Consider the following 14648-nt stretch of genomic DNA (forward strand, 5'->3'; position numbering starts at 1 on the left):
GTTAAAACTCCCGATTACTGTCAGCATTGTGGCCGTCATTACTGCATGACGGCTTTGCCGTTCCGGTCGTTTCCGCTTTGGCCGAAGAAGCGACTGCCTGACGGAACTGGAGTTGATCGAACCGAAACTGCTCCTGTGCTTTTCCGAACAGAGCACCGGGCTGCTGGCCACGATCTTGCCAGCGAAATTCGTGGTGACCTGAGTGCCGCCCATCACGTCGGCGGCATGCTGTTATAACGGGAGACGTGCCGGCAACAGTCGGCGAATCAGCCGCCCCAGATGCAAGCGAAAGCTGGGACTATGCAGACAAACCCCGCCCAGCAGACCGACGACCGAGCCGAGCACGGTATCGAACAAGCGCGCCTGCAGCATCGCATCAGGGGAACCATGGCCAAGATGGGTGGCCTCGGCGAGCAGGAGGGCCAGCGGGGTGATGAAAATCACCGCCAGGCCGTAATGGCGGACCACCAGCGTCTCGGTGATGAAGGCCAGCAGCATCAGCAGCAGCGAGAAACTCCATTCGTCGAGCGGCATGAGCAACAAGCCCCACGCCAGCAGCAGGCCGACCGCAGTGCCGGCAATCCGGTGCACCTGCTTGGTCCAGACGGCGCGCAACGAGGCGCCCTGGATCACCGCCAGGCAGCTCACCGGTACCCAGTAGGGCCGCTCCAGTTGCAATGCCTGGGCCAAAGCCAGCGAAATACCGACGAACAAGCCGATCACTATCGAGTCGAAAACAACAAAGTCGAAGGTTGGCGGCGGCAATGGATTGACCGGTTGCGGCGCCTGCAGACGCAAGATGTAAAGGCTGTAGAAAAAAGCAATCAGGCAAGCGAGCAAACCGCCCATCGTCAGCAAACCGACGAAAAGTGGCACCTGCAACACACCAATTGGCGTAAAAGCGCCGATCGCCGCGGCCATAATGAAAAATACGCTCCCCGGCGGCGCAAGCGCAAAGAAACGGCAAACCATCACGACCACGACAGCGATGAAAGTCAGCACTGGGACGAGCAACAGCGGCAGGAAGTGGCACATCACGCCGAGGGTGTAGCAGGCGCTCATGCCAAAGGAAGAGACCATCAGCGACACCATGCGGTGCGGCAGCGGTGTGTTGGGAACGTAAAGGAAGACCAAGCCACCGAGCGACGAGACAAGACCGTATTCGAGATGATCGAAATAGGCGCCGACCAAGAGCGGCAGACCAATAGCCAGCCCGGCACAGAACGGCATCTGCCAGCGCCGATCGCTGCGGTTGACGGTCGTCAGGTGGAGTATTTCCCGTCGCAACAGTGCCTGAAATCGCTCCCAACCTCGCCAGTTCATTGACCAGCAGCCCTCCGCAGATCGCCGTCAGTCGTCAATACCCTTAATCCATAGGCCAAAAAGTGTAACGCTCAACCCGTGCCAGTGACGCCTGTACCGACGATGGCAATTTTGCGGTTTGTGTTCAGTTTTTGCGAGATGCTGTCGATTACAGCCTTGACGATCAGGCCAAGGCTACACCCGCTTACTGATCGAAGAGCTTGTTGGCCGTTGCGGCGATGAGCTTGCCTTGGTGACGGGCGCCCTCCAGCTCAATGGCACTCGGTTGGCGTTGGCCTTGGCCTCCGGCAATCGTCGTCGCACCGTAAGGGCTGCCCCCGACGATCTCGTCCAGGGTCATCTGGCCTTGGTGGCTGTAGGGCAAGCCAACGACAATCATGCCGAAATGGAGAAGATTCGTAATGACAGAGAACAAGGTGACTTCTTGCCCTCCATGCTGTGTCGCAGTCGATGTAAAGGCACCCCCTACCTTACCGTGAAGCGCGCCACGCGCCCACAGGCCACCGGCCTGATCCAAAAAGCTTGCCATCTGTGATGGCATCCGGCCAAACCGTGTTGGACAACCAATGATAATGGCATCGTAAGTTTCCAATTCCGCTACCGTTGCCACAGACGCCGCCTGATCAAGCTTGAAATGAGCCGACGTGGCTATTTCGTTCGGAACGGTCTCTGGCACCCGCTTGATATCGGCTGTTGCACCGGTTGAACGGACCCCCTCTGCAATAGCTTGCGCCATGGTTTCGATGTGCCCATAGGTTGAGTAATACAACACCAGAATTTTTGACATATGAACTCCTACGACGAGGGTTGCGCCAATTGAGTCGCCGGCAGCATCGCGATATTGAAAGTATCAAATGGTAATGATTTGTGCCAATCGAGGGGAGAAAATTCAATTGTTTCGCGTGTAACATCTAGCCTGCAACCTAGGCATGGTTCTCGGAGGAATTTCATGCATCAGTTGAAACTGAGCAAGGCCTTTACTCTGATGGAATCAGGGCCTGTGATCCTCGTAACAACTCGTGATGGGAAAAAGGCCAACATCATGACTATCTCCTGGACCATGGTGATGGAATTCACTCCGGTATTTGCGATCACCACAGGTGCATGGAATTACTCCTTCGCGGCATTGCGAAAGAATCGAGAGTGTGTCATTGCAATTCCCACCGTCGAGCTACTGGATAAGGTGGTTGGAATAGGGACGTGCTCTGGGGCCGATACGGACAAGTTTGCCAAGTTCAATCTCACGCCAGTGCAGTCCAAGCTCGTCAAGCCGCCCTTGATCAAGGAGTGCCTCGCCAACATCGAATGCAAGGTCATCGACATCGTCAAAAAGCACAATATTGTTGTGTTAGAAGCGGTTGCCGCATACATCGATAGCGCACGCAAAGAGAAACGTACGGTTCACGCGGTTGGTGACGGAACATTTATTGTCGACGGACGCAAAATTGACCGGAAGAAGATGATGGCGTCCAAGCTCCCGCCGGACGTTTAGTGTTCATGGACCGGACCGCCGAAGAAATCAGTCAGTCAGCCATCATTCCAATCGAAAACCTGTTGATTCTGCCGCCATGACCGGAACTGTAAAGGCGCTGCTCTGTCTGAAAGTCCGCAAGAGTGACTTTGGTCTGCATGGTGAGGCAGAAGGCATAGTTGTTAATCTGCGAAGCGCAGGCTTTAACCAATTCCAATAGCAACGATTCTAGGCCGCTTTGGTTATCGCAGATCTCCAGAGCAGGCATTGCCTTGTATACGTCAGGGGCGACTTTCGAGGCGTCCAATCGTGCTTGCATAGTTCTACTTTGTCAGATTCCATAACAACGTAATGCCTTCAGGGTAGCGGCCTGTTTTTGATAAGCGAAATCCATGGCTTTCTGGCGCCGTCGATGGCGATTTGCGATCATGGTGGCGAGGTCAGCATCTGTCTCGATCCTGGACGGTAGCTTGTGGCGCAAGATATCGACCAGGTCATTGCAGGAAAGCAGCGTAGCCGTCTCACGATTAGCCAGTCGTTCCTTGGCCAGAAACATCAGCGCCACCATGACGAGCGCCATGTGATGATGCCAGGCCTGCCAACTCCTGACCTGATAATCGGCCATCCCGCAGGCGCCCTTGGCATCCTCGAAGGCGCGTTCGACCAAGTGGCGGGCCACCTGCATATCGGCCAAGCGGCGTAGCGAACTCTGGGGCTTGGCATTCGATAGGCAGAACTTCAGCTTCGTGCCATCAATTTCCCGACGAACCAGCAAATGCCAGTCAAGTCCAAAATCTGCTGTAAATACTCTTCGATCCGATGAATGACGAATGGTTTTCAGCTAGCGAGGGCAACAACGTTGTTGCCCTCGCTAGCTGCGGCGCGGGAAGCCGCCCACTCCTTGAATTCATCCATGTCGAGGTACTTCCGTTCCTGCCAAGCCTCGTTCTGTTCGGCCAGCAGAGCGCCGATCAGGCGCAAGGCTGACTCGTCGTTGGGGAAGATGCGGATCACGCGCTCCCGCCGGCGAATTTCCTCGTTGAGCCGCTCCTGCATGTTCGTTGTGCGTAGCCGCTTGCGATACTTCTCGGGCAAGACCATTACCGCCATGGCATCCTCGAATCCTGCTTCGAGGCAGGCCACCGCTTTGGGGGCGCTCTTGGCGAAGCGCTCGGTGAATTCCGCCAGGCGGCGCTTGGCCTCGACCAAATCGGGCGCCTGCAGCACGAGCTTGACGGCAGCTGCCACCTCGGCGCGGTGGCGGGTGTTGCATTGGCCCAGAATGTTGCGCATCAGATGCACCTGACAGCGTTGCCAGCTGGCCCCCTGAAAGTGCCGCGCTGCCGCTTCACGCAGGCCGCCGTGGTCGTCCGAGATGATGAACTGCGTGCCCTTGAGGCCGCGCCCTCTGAGCCAGCGGAAGGTCTCGTCCCAGGTGGCGAAGCTCTCGGTGTCGCCGATCCGCACGCCCAGAATCTCCCGGAAGCCATCGGAGCGGATGCCTGAGACGGTCAGCACGGCACGCGAAACCCCACGATCTTCTTGCCGACTCTTGATGAACAGGGCATCGACCAGCACGAAGGGATACTCGCCGTCCAGCCGCCGTTCGTTGAACGCGCTGACCCGCGGTTCCAGTCCGGCGCACAGTGCGCTCACCATCGATTTGGAGAAGCTGGCGCCGCACAGCTCTTCGGTGATCGCCGAGACCTTGCGCGTCGAGACACCGTGCACGACCATTTCCATGAGCGCCAGAACGAAGGCCTGCTCGCTCCGCTGGTAGCGCTTGAAGATGTCCGTCGAAAAGCTGCCGTCCCGCGTCTGCGGCACCAGCAGCGTCACCGGCCCAACCCGCGTGTAAAGGGTGCGGGCCGGTAGCCGTTGCGATAGCCGGCCCGTTCGTCCGTGCGCTCGTGCCGCGTCGCCCCCAGCGTTTCCGTCACCTGCGCCTCCAGTACTTGATTGAGCACCGCTTCCACCAGTTTCGCCAGCCCGTCCTGCCCGTTTAAAAGCCCTGGCAGCAAATCCGTTCCTACGCTAACCTCATACCCAGTCATCGCTTCTCTCCTTCGGTTATCGATCGTCTCGCAACGTCAGTTTACCGAATCGAAGCGGTGGCTACCTGCCACCCGATTTACAGCAGTTTAGGGACTCAATCCAAATGCCAACGCCGGGCCGGTGCCGCTTGACCATCCCAGACAAAGACCCGACACGTCAGATAATCGGCAATGACCCCACCCGTTTCACCCTCGCGTACCGACAGGCGACACCAGGCCGCAGTCGGTTGCGCCAGCGCCCAAGCCGTCACCGTCGGCGCGGCTACTTGCGTTTGCCGTCATGTGGGTGCCTTGCCCTTGGCGGAAGTGCGCACCGGTACTCCGGGGCGCGGATCACTCAAATAGATCGTCCGATCCACATGCACTTCGGCCAGAAAGGTTTCACACTCGTCGCCAAGCTCCGTCAGCAACCACGGTACCTTGAAGATTACCCGCCTAATTGATGATGCCGAGGATGACGTGCTGGTACACATGAGTTTGACTATAACTGTTGTATTTACAACACCATAGCCCCAAGAAAAGATAAAACCAGATAAAGGCCAGCATTATTGGGAGTATCCTGATTTATCCATTAAATAAATAAGGTTAAGAATGAAAGTTAATCTTCATTCCCATATTCCGTCCCGGGCAACCGGCGTCGCCGCAGCTTTGGCGATTGCCTTCAGCGGATTTGCCCAAGGGGCGGAGATCTCGGCTGCCGAGGCCAAGGCTTTGAAGGCCAAGGTCAATGAGCAGGCCAAGCGTCTGGAATCACTCAAGAAGCAACTGGCGGACACCGATGCCAAGTTGCAGGGAATCCAGCAAGCTCTCGGTGTCGACGTTCCGGCCAAGACCGTAGTCGCCGCCACACCGGTTAAGGGCAAGGACACCCAGCCCACGCAGGTGGCCCAGGTAGCGCCGGTTCCGCAGGCTGCCGCAGCCGCGCAACCGCCGGCTACGGTCGGGGAGAGTCGCCCGGAGCGTGTCCAGCAGATAGCACAGATCTTCGAACAGCCGGGGGTGCTAACGCCTGCCGGACAGTTCTCGTTTGAGGCCGGATTGCAGTACTCGTACTCGTCGAACAATCGGGTATCCCTCGTTGGCTACACCATCATTCCGGCTATTACGATTGGCGTTATCGATGTGCGCGAAGTCAAGCGCAATACAACTACCGCCAACTTGACGGGTCGCTGGGGCGTGACCAACCGCCTGGAACTCGAGGCCAGGGTGCCGTATGTCTATCGCTCGGACGATCAGATTGCACGCGCCTGGAATACAGGCTCTGCCTTTGATGACACACTTGACCATAGCACCGGTCATGGCCTGGGCGATATCGAGGCGACGGCGCGTTACCAGTTCAACGAAACCAGCGTTGACAAGCCGGTCTATATCGGTACCTTGCGCTTCAAGGGTCGCACCGGCAAGGACCCCTTCGAGGTATTGTCGAACCAGATCTTGTCGCCCGAGTTGAGCACCAACCGGATCGAGGCCGAGTTGCCAACGGGTTCGGGCTTCTACACGCTGCAACCGGGATTGACCGTGCTTTACCCGACGGACCCCGCGGTCTTTTTTGGCGGCCTGAATTATCAGTACAATTTCTCGCGCTCCGGGGTGACAATGAACACGAGCAATGGGCCAATTGATCTGGGTACCGTGGATCCGGGCGATGTTATCGGCTACAACTTCGGGATGGGGTTGGCGCTCAATGAAAAATCGTCGTTCAGCATCGGCTACGATGGCGCTTCAGTGGGCAAGACCAAGATCAGCAAGCAGGAGACCTTGTCGACGCGCGTCCAGCTTGGAACGCTGCTTCTCGGTTACTCCCAGCGGGTGAGCCCTGCAACTTCGGTCGGTCTTACGGTCGGCGTCGGCGTCACGCGGGACAGCCCGGACGTGACACTCGGATTGCGGGTCCCGATGTCGTTCTAACATTTCCTCACTGTCAGCAAGAAAAACGGGCCACTATAGCGGCCCGTTTTGTTTTTTCCATCCGTCTCAGGTGGGTGGCGGTCCAATCCTCTTGACTTAGCGGTCTGTCATCTAATTTTGGCAACTTTGCCATCTGGCCGCGCCAAGATATAATCGAGCATGTAACCAATTGATATAAATAGGCGTTATATGACGGCCTAAATATGCCAATATCGTTTCACGGCTAACGGACTACATTCATGGCGCCAATTTCCTTGCCGCCGCCCGCCGCGAGCCTCGGTTTTTCACCCGAAACCGTGAATTGCCATTCACGAATCTGATCGCTTTCCTGCTCACCGGCATTCGCGGCGCAGTTCAGGCGGAGCTTGATTCCTGCTTTGCCCTGCTTGCCGGAAGAACCCGCCTTTGTCGGGCGATCACGGCCAGTGCCTTCTCAAAGGCGCGCAGCCATCTGGTCGCCAATCTCTTTGAGCCGCTCAATACAGAATTGCTGCGCCTGGTCGATGAGGTCGTTCCGCAGCAGCCGGACTGGCAAGGCTTGCGGGTCTTGGCGGCGGATGCATCGAAGGTACGTCTGACCTTGCTTGACCTGGAAGGGCGCCGCCATATTCGAGAAGCGGCCATCTTCGGTTTGTTTCGGCCAGGGATCGAATTGTTCGACTCGCTGATTTTGCACAGTTCGCTGGTCGGCGAACGTCAGATGTTGTTTGAGCGGCTTGACCGACTCGGTGCTCAGGACATGCTGGTGCTTGATCGCGGGTATCCGGGTGCCTGGTTGGTCGCGGCGCTGTTGCATCGAGGTATCCCCTTTTGCATACGCTGTGATTCGTCCGCTTCCTTTTCTGCCATCACCCAGTTCATGCGATCCGGAGAAGATGAGGCGCAGGTGACATTGCCGCCACCGCATCGTCAGGATGCCATTGATTACGAGTGTCCGCGTCTGCCTTCTATGGTTCGCCTGATTCGTCAGGTGACGCCGACTGGCAAGGTACGGGTCTTGATGACCTCCTTGCTTGATACCGCGCGGTATCCGGCCACAAGCTTCTCAGCCCTTTATCACAGCCGTTGGCGTATCGAGGAGGCGTTCAAGCGCATCAAACACCGGCTCAATCTGGAGCACACGTCCGGCCTGACTTGGCTGGCCGCCTGCCAGGATGTTGGGGCCAAGATGGTGTGTGACAATCTCAATGCCCTGGCCACCTACCTGGCTGCGGAAGAGCGGCTGCCCAGCGATTCGCCATGGCGAGTGAATCGGACGATGGCCTTCAATACCGTACGTCGTATCTTGCCCCGAGTCTTGGCGGGTGTGCAGCAAATCACCACCCGAGTTACCAAGGAAATCTTCTCGGAAATCGTCAAAAACCTTCAGAAATTTATCCCTGATCGTGCTCGACCTCGGCCAAACCAGCGAAAGCCTCACCTGTCCTTTGCTTACAAACCCGCCGTATGACTATGGACTAAGTTGAGAGGATTGCCCGGCGACCGCAGTCGCCTTCCATCACGATTTTAGCAACTCCTCCCGCGACCCGAGCCAGCGTTGCAGGTGACGTTCGGCGAGATCGGGATGCCCAGTCAGCATTTTCTCGGCAACGTTACGCGCCATCTCGACCAGATCGGCATCCATTTCCAGATCGGCGTAGCGCAGTAGGGGCACCCCGCTTTGCCGGCTGCCGACGAATTCGCCGGGGCCGCGGATCTGCAGGTCCTGGCGGGCGATCTCGAAGCCGTCGCTGTTCTCGTAGATGATCTTCAGGCGCTGGCGGGCAATTTCGCCGAGCGGGCCGGCGTAGATCAGGACGCAGCTCGATTCGTACTGGCCGCGCCCGACGCGACCGCGCAACTGGTGCAGTTGCGCGAGACCGAAACGCTCGGCGTGCTCGATGACCATCAGGCTGGCGTTCGGCACATCGACGCCGACCTCGATGACCGTCGTCGCCACCAGCACGTTGATCTCGCCGGCGGCGAAGGCGGCCATCACCGCCTGCTTTTCATCGGCCTTCAGACGGCCGTGGACGAGCCCCACGGTCAACCCGGAAAGTTCTTCTGAAAGTGAGGTGAAGGTTTCCTGCGCGGTCTGCAACTGCAGGGCTTCCGATTCCTCGATCAGCGGGCAGACCCAGTACGCCTGGCGGCCTTCATCGACGTGTTTTTTGACGAAGCCGACGACATCCTCGCGCCGGTTGTCGGCGATCAACCGGGTCTTGACCGGGGTCCGGCCGGGCGGCAGTTCGTCGAGCACGGTGACGTCAAGGTCGGCGTAGTAGCTCATGGCCAGCGTGCGCGGAATGGGCGTCGCCGACATCATCAACTGGTGCGGATTGTTACCTTTCTTGCGCAGGGCGAGGCGCTGGGCGACACCGAAGCGATGTTGTTCGTCGACGATGGCCAGGCCGAGTCTGGCGAAATCGACGCCCTCCTGGATCAGCGCGTGGGTGCCGACGACCAGTTGCGCGTCGGCCGCCGTCGCCGCCAGTTGCTCGCGCTTGGCCTTGGTTTTCAGGCTGCCGGACAGCCAGGCCACGCGAACGCCGAGCGGTTCAAGCCAGTCCTTCAACTTCAGATAATGCTGCTCGGCGAGGATTTCGGTCGGCGCCATGAAGGCGGCCTGCCAGCCGGCCGAAATCGCCTGACAGGCGGCGAACGCGGCGACGATGGTCTTGCCAGCGCCGACGTCGCCCTGCAGCAGGCGCTGCATCGGATAGGGCTGGGCGAGATCACCGCCGATTTCGGCCATCGCCCGCAACTGGGCGCCGGTGAGACCAAACGACAGGCGGTCGAGCAGGAGTGCGCCGAGATCGTCGCGAGCCACCAGCACCGGCGCCCCCTTTTCGCGTCTTGCAAGGTAGGCGCGGCGCAAGGACAGTTGCTGCGCCAGAACTTCGTCGAACTTGAGGCGTCGCCAGGCGGGATGGTTGCGTGAGTGCAGGGTGTCGAGATCGGTGCCCGGCGGCGGCGTGTGCAGGAAATGCAGGCTGCGGGCGAAGCCGGGCAGCTTGAGCTGCTGTCGCAGGTCGTCGGGCAGGGTGTCAGCAAGCTCGGCCGTCTCCAGCGCCTTGCCGATCAGTTTCTGCAGTCCTGAATTGGCAACGCCCGCGGTCGACGGGTAAATCGGGGTCAATTCCGTCGCCAGCGGCTCGCCCTCGGCCACCTTGTGGAAGCGCGGATGGACCATCTCGGCGCCGAAGAAGCCGCCGCGCACCTCGCCGAAGGCGCGCACGCGTGATCCTTCGCTCAGCGCTGCCTGCTGCATCGGGTAGACGCTGAAGAAGCGCATGGTGAGCTCGCCGCTGTCATCGAGCGCACGGATGACCATCTGCCGGCGCGGCCGGAACTGCACCTCACAGGAAGTAACGACGACCTCGACCTGCACCGGCTCGCCCCACGGCGCCCGAGCCACCGGCGTGATGCGGGTTTCGTCTTCGTAGCGCAGCGGCAGGTGCACCAGCAAATCGGCCTCGCGATGGAGGCCGATCCTGGCGAGTTTCTTGCGTAGCGCCTCGGAGGCGCGGATCGAGCCGGATGTCTCGCTGGCCGCCATCGGCCGCTTAATTGCCGATGAACATCACCGCATCGGCCTCGACCAGCGCGCCACGTGGCAGTTCCTTGACGCCGACGGCGGCGCGCGCCGGGTAGGGTTCGCTGAAGTAGCGGGCCATCGTTTCATTGACCCTGGCGAAATTGCCGAGGTCGGTCAGGAAGACGTTGAGCTTGACGATGTCGGCCAGCGAGCCGCCAGCAGCTTCGGCGACGGCCTTGAGATTTTCGAAGACGCAAACGATTTGTGCGTCGATACCGTCTACCATCTGCATGGAAGCCGGATCGAGACCGATCTGCCCCGACAAGTACACGGTGCCGCCAACGCGCACGGCTTGCGAATAGGTGCCGATGGCGACCGGGGCTTTGGGGGTGGCGATGATAGTCTTGGCCATGGATTGTTTTCCCTTAACTTGGAACGAAGCCTGAATTCTAGATGAACCCACGCATCGAATCCCTGGAAAAAATGCTTGACGGCCCGCGCGACGGCGCCCTGCTCCGTTTCTCGCTCGGCAACGAATACCTGAAGGCGGGCGATCCAGCCAAAGCCGGAAAATGCTTCCAAGAAGCGGTCGACCGCGACAGCCAGTATTCGGCGGCGTGGAAGGCACTCGGCAAGGCGCTCGCCGAAGCTGGCGAAAAATGCGGGGCGCTTGCCGCTTACGAACGCGGCATCGCCGTGGCCGAGGCCAGGGGCGACATCCAGGCGGCGAAGGAAATGAAGGTTTTCGCCAGGCGCCTGCGCAAGGCGCCAGGCGCCTGAACGGGAGTCCTAGAAACCGTTCGAATACTGTATGCCCAGCACATGGGCGCTGTCGTTGTAGGAGCCGCGAAGGTTGCTGATGCCGACCGGGGCACCGGCTGGTGTCGTGAACGTCCGGGTCTGGTTGATGCTCGGATCCTTCATATACAGGTAGGCGTAGCCGGCATCGATCCGGCCGTAAACTCCGCCGTTCCACTGACCGCCGAACGAGAACCAGAGACGGTCGTTATCAGGCGTGCGGGCCGTACGGTTGTCGTCCGACGTCGGGGTTCGATCGTAGGCGATGCCGAACTTTACCTTCCATGCGTCACTGGCCTTGTAGGCGGCACCCCAGGCAATACGCCACGAGTTGTCATAATTGAAGGACTCGGTTTCGGTGCCTGTGACGGAACGAACGTTCAACTTGTCGAGCGTATTCCAGCGGGTAAAGGACAAATCGCCCATCGCCTCCCAGCGATCCGAAACCTGTTGCCAGACCGAGAGGATGACGGTATCCGGCAACTTGAGGTCGGCACTGGCCGAAGTTGAAGGCGCCGCGCCGAGCGTGCGATTGCCGTCCAGCGTGTAACTCATCGTCGAGCGATAGGAAACCCCGACGCGCATCGCCGGCGACAGTGTGAATAGCGCCCCGGCATTCCAGCCCCAGGCCCCATCGTCACCCTTGAGCCGGTAGAGGCCTACGGGCGTCATGTTGGTCATTTCGGCATCGATGGTCTGATAACTCAACCCCAGGCCGAGCGAGACCTTGTCGTTCACCTTCCAGGCCAGCGACGGGTTGTAATTGACCGTCGTGATTTCGGATTTGATCGCCTGGTAGCCGCCGATCCAGTTATTGTCGTATTCGGTGGCCAGCCCGAACGGCGAGGAAATGCCCAGGCCGATGAACCAGTCCGGCGCGACTTGCCAGGAGAGATAGGCGTTGGGCACCGCCGACCAGCCGCCGGCATCGCCGCCGTTGCCACCTGATCCCAGCAGACCGCTGGAACCTTCGTTGCTGAACTTGAAGCTCGGCCTGACCCCAACAACACCGGCCGAGAGCTGAATCCCGGGAAGCCGGGTCATGCCGGCCGGATTGAAGTAGATCGTACTGGCGTTGTCGGCGACAGCCGCGGATCCGGCGTAGGAAGTGGCGATGCCGCTCGCGTTCTGCTCCCAGAGCTGGAAGCCGGCCGCCGAAGTGGCGCCGGAGAATGCAAGCAGAAGCAGCGCCGGCACGGTACGCATGGTTATATTGTTCATTCTCTCACCCGACTCGTACAGAGTTTTGCATTTCTCTGATTTTACGTATTTTCCGACGGGACGGCACGCTTTTTACCGGCTCCGTCGATGGCAACGTAGGTTAGTTGCGCTTCCGTCACCTTGACCGTCACCGGGTTGGCATAGTTCCGCTCGGCATAGACCTCGACATTGACGGTGATCGACGTGTTCCCGACATGGACGACTTCGGCGTAGAGGCTGATCAGGTCACCCACCGAAATCGGCTGTTTGAATTGGAAAGAATTGACCGAAACAGTTGTCACTCGACCGCGTGCACGGCGCATGGCAGGTATCGCCCCCGCCACGTCGACCTGGGCCATGACCCAGCCGCCGAAGACATCGCCGTTCTGGTTGAGATCCGCCGGCATCGGCACAGTGCGCAGAACCGGCTGCTTTTGCGGAGGATTGACGAGACCGATACCCATGTTTCACCCAATTTCAAATAACGCTGATTTTCGCGGAAAGCGGCAGGTTTTCATATACTGACGGAAACACAATCAAGGTACCCCCCAACATGCGTCGCGCAAGCACCCTCCCCAAGCCGCCGCCTGGCCACCCCGTGTCCGAAGTTCACGTCTGGCCGACGCTGCGCCTCCTCTTCCCGTATCTCTGGACCTATCGCCTGCGCGTGATGGTGGCGCTCGGCTGCCTGATCGGCGCCAAGGTCGCCAATGTCAGCGTTCCCGTTGTCTTCAAGGAGATGATCGACGAGCTTTCGCTTACCGACCAGGTATTGGCGCTGCCGGTGATGCTGCTCATTCTCTACGGCGCCCTCCGGTTTTCAACCGCTTTGTTCACCGAACTTCGCGAATTTCTCTTTGCCCGCGTCACGCAGCGCGCCGTACGTCAAGTGGCGCTCGAAGTTTTCCGCCACCTGCACGCACTGAGCCTGCGCTTTCATCTCGAGCGGCAGACCGGTGGCGTGTCACGCGACATCGAGCGCGGCACCCGGTCGATTTCCAGCCTGATCTCCTACACGCTGTATTCGATATTGCCGACCCTCGTCGAGATGGGTCTTGTGCTTGGCATTCTGTTCGTCAAATACGACTTCGGCTTCGTGCTGATCACGGTGGTCTCGCTGGTCACCTACATCGTGTACACGGTCAAGGTCAGCAACTGGCGCATCGATATCCGGCGCACCGTTAACGAAAGCGATTCGGCCGCCAACACGCGGGCGGTCGACAGCCTGCTCAACTACGAAACAGTCAAGTATTTCAATAACGAGGCTTACGAGGCGCGGCGCTACGACGAGCAGATGCTCAAGTGGGAAGATGCCGCGACGCGCAGCCAGAAAACTCTGTCGGTGCTCAATCTCGGGCAGCAACTGATCATCGCGCTTGGTGTCACGGCCATGATGTGGCGCGCCGCCAGCGGCGTGGTCGATGGCCGGATGTCCATCGGCGACCTGGTGCTGGTCAATGCCTTCCTGATCCAGCTCTATATTCCGCTCAACTTTCTCGGGGTCGTCTATCGCGAGATTCGCCAGGCGCTGGCGGACATCGAGCGCATGTTCAACCTGCTCAAGGAAAATCGCGAAATTGCCGACACTCCGGACGCACGCGACCTGCCAGGCGGCGCGCTGCAGGTCAATTTCGACGCGGTCGACTTCGCCTACGAACCGGACCGCGCCATCCTGCACAACCTGAACTTTTCTATCGCCGCTGGCAAGACGGTTGCCGTGGTCGGCCACTCGGGTGCCGGCAAATCGACCCTGGCCCGTCTTCTGTACCGCTTTTATGACGTGACCGGCGGCGCCATCCGGATCAACGGCCACGACCTGCGCAGCCTCAAGCAAGGCAGCCTGCGCACGGCAATCGGCATCGTGCCGCAGGACACCGTGTTGTTTAACGATTCGATCTTCTACAACATCAATTACGGACGCCCCGATGCGAGCCGCGCGGAAGTGTTTGCCGCCGCCCGCGCCGCCCAGTTGCACGACTTCGTCGAATCCCTGCCGCAGAAGTACGAAACACGGGTCGGCGAGCGCGGCCTCAAGCTTTCCGGCGGCGAGAAACAGCGCGTCGCCATTGCCCGCACCCTGCTCAAGAACCCGCCCATCCTGATCTTCGACGAAGCGACGTCGGCGCTCGATTCGGCGACCGAGCGCGCCATCCAGGGCCAGATCGAACTGGCCGCCATTGGCCGGACCACGCTGATCATCGCCCACCGCTTGTCGACCGTGATGAATGCCGACGAGATCCTGGTCATGGAGGCCGGCCACGTGATCGAGCGCGGCACTCATGCGACCCTGCTCGAAGCTGGTAATGCCTACGCGCAGATGTGGCTCTTGCAGCAGCAGGAACGGGCGACCGAAATCGCCTGACTTTCTTCTATACTG

13 protein-coding genes and 1 pseudogene are annotated in these 14648 nt (G+C 59.5%); 5 read left to right on the forward strand and 9 right to left on the reverse strand.

Annotated features, from left to right (window positions below; all coding sequences use genetic code 11):
• Positions 1–231 precede the first annotated feature (231 nt).
• Together IPP03_10535 and wrbA are read right to left on the reverse strand one after the other, a co-directional pair.
• On the reverse strand, positions 232–1323 hold the full coding sequence (locus tag IPP03_10535) for an FUSC family protein (protein MBL0353065.1): 1092 nt from the start codon (positions 1321–1323) through the stop codon (positions 232–234).
• A gap of 184 nt (positions 1324–1507) precedes the next feature.
• On the reverse strand, positions 1508–2110 hold the full coding sequence (gene wrbA, locus IPP03_10540) for an NAD(P)H:quinone oxidoreductase (GenBank protein MBL0353066.1): 603 nt from the start codon (positions 2108–2110) through the stop codon (positions 1508–1510).
• A gap of 162 nt (positions 2111–2272) precedes the next feature.
• On the opposite strand from wrbA, the gene IPP03_10545 reads away from it, so the two are divergent.
• On the forward strand, positions 2273–2815 hold the full coding sequence (locus IPP03_10545) for a flavin reductase family protein (protein ID MBL0353067.1): 543 nt from the start codon (positions 2273–2275) through the stop codon (positions 2813–2815).
• 31 nt (positions 2816–2846) lie between these two features.
• On the opposite strand, the gene IPP03_10550 is transcribed toward IPP03_10545, so the two are convergent.
• The 3 genes and pseudogenes from IPP03_10550 to IPP03_10560 form a co-directional block, all read right to left on the reverse strand.
• Positions 2847–3101 (reverse strand): hypothetical protein, encoded by a 255-nt coding sequence (locus IPP03_10550; protein ID MBL0353068.1) that lies wholly within the window; start codon positions 3099–3101, stop codon positions 2847–2849.
• A 24-nt stretch (positions 3102–3125) separates the two neighbouring features.
• Entirely contained in the window at positions 3126–3419 is a 294-nt protein-coding gene (locus tag IPP03_10555) for a hypothetical protein (GenBank protein MBL0353069.1), read from the reverse strand.
• 212 nt (positions 3420–3631) lie between these two features.
• Positions 3632–4848, reverse strand: a pseudogene (locus tag IPP03_10560) (IS256 family transposase).
• 711 nt (positions 4849–5559) lie between these two features.
• Here IPP03_10560 and IPP03_10565 point away from each other — a divergent pair.
• Together IPP03_10565 and IPP03_10570 are read left to right on the forward strand one after the other, a co-directional pair.
• Complete coding sequence (locus tag IPP03_10565) at positions 5560–6756, forward strand: acetate kinase (protein ID MBL0353070.1); 1197 nt, start codon at positions 5560–5562, stop codon at positions 6754–6756.
• A gap of 235 nt (positions 6757–6991) precedes the next feature.
• Positions 6992–8206: an IS4 family transposase gene (locus IPP03_10570; protein ID MBL0353071.1), complete on the forward strand. Its 1215-nt coding sequence runs from the start codon at positions 6992–6994 to the stop codon at positions 8204–8206.
• A 48-nt stretch (positions 8207–8254) separates the two neighbouring features.
• On the opposite strand, the gene recG is transcribed toward IPP03_10570, so the two are convergent.
• The gene (gene recG / locus IPP03_10575) at positions 8255–10294 is read right to left on the reverse strand and encodes an ATP-dependent DNA helicase RecG (GenBank protein ID MBL0353072.1); all 2040 of its coding nucleotides are present in this window, start codon (positions 10292–10294) and stop codon (positions 8255–8257) included.
• 7 nt (positions 10295–10301) lie between these two features.
• On the reverse strand, positions 10302–10685 hold the full coding sequence (locus IPP03_10580; GenBank protein ID MBL0353073.1) for a RidA family protein: 384 nt from the start codon (positions 10683–10685) through the stop codon (positions 10302–10304).
• Between the two features lie 41 nt (positions 10686–10726).
• Here IPP03_10580 and IPP03_10585 point away from each other — a divergent pair, with 41 nt between their 5' ends.
• Complete coding sequence (locus IPP03_10585; protein ID MBL0353074.1) at positions 10727–11053, forward strand: hypothetical protein; 327 nt, start codon at positions 10727–10729, stop codon at positions 11051–11053.
• Between the two features lie 9 nt (positions 11054–11062).
• Here the strand turns inward: IPP03_10585 and IPP03_10590 are convergent, their stop codons facing one another.
• Positions 11063–12292, reverse strand: coding sequence for an outer membrane protein transport protein (locus IPP03_10590; GenBank protein MBL0353075.1), 1230 nt, complete (start codon positions 12290–12292; stop codon positions 11063–11065).
• A 41-nt stretch (positions 12293–12333) separates the two neighbouring features.
• Positions 12334–12735 carry an acyl-CoA thioesterase gene (locus IPP03_10595; GenBank protein MBL0353076.1) on the reverse strand — a complete coding sequence of 134 codons (402 nt, stop codon included), beginning with the start codon at positions 12733–12735 and terminating at the stop codon, positions 12334–12336.
• Positions 12736–12824: 89 nt separating this feature from the next.
• Here IPP03_10595 and IPP03_10600 point away from each other — a divergent pair, with 89 nt between their 5' ends.
• Positions 12825–14633 carry an ABC transporter ATP-binding protein/permease gene (locus IPP03_10600; protein ID MBL0353077.1) on the forward strand — a complete coding sequence of 603 codons (1809 nt, stop codon included), beginning with the start codon at positions 12825–12827 and terminating at the stop codon, positions 14631–14633.
• Positions 14634–14648 lie beyond the last annotated feature (15 nt).

Source organism: Candidatus Dechloromonas phosphoritropha, assembly GCA_016722705.1.
In the GTDB taxonomy this organism is placed as follows: Bacteria; Pseudomonadota; Gammaproteobacteria; order Burkholderiales; family Rhodocyclaceae; genus Azonexus; species Azonexus phosphoritrophus.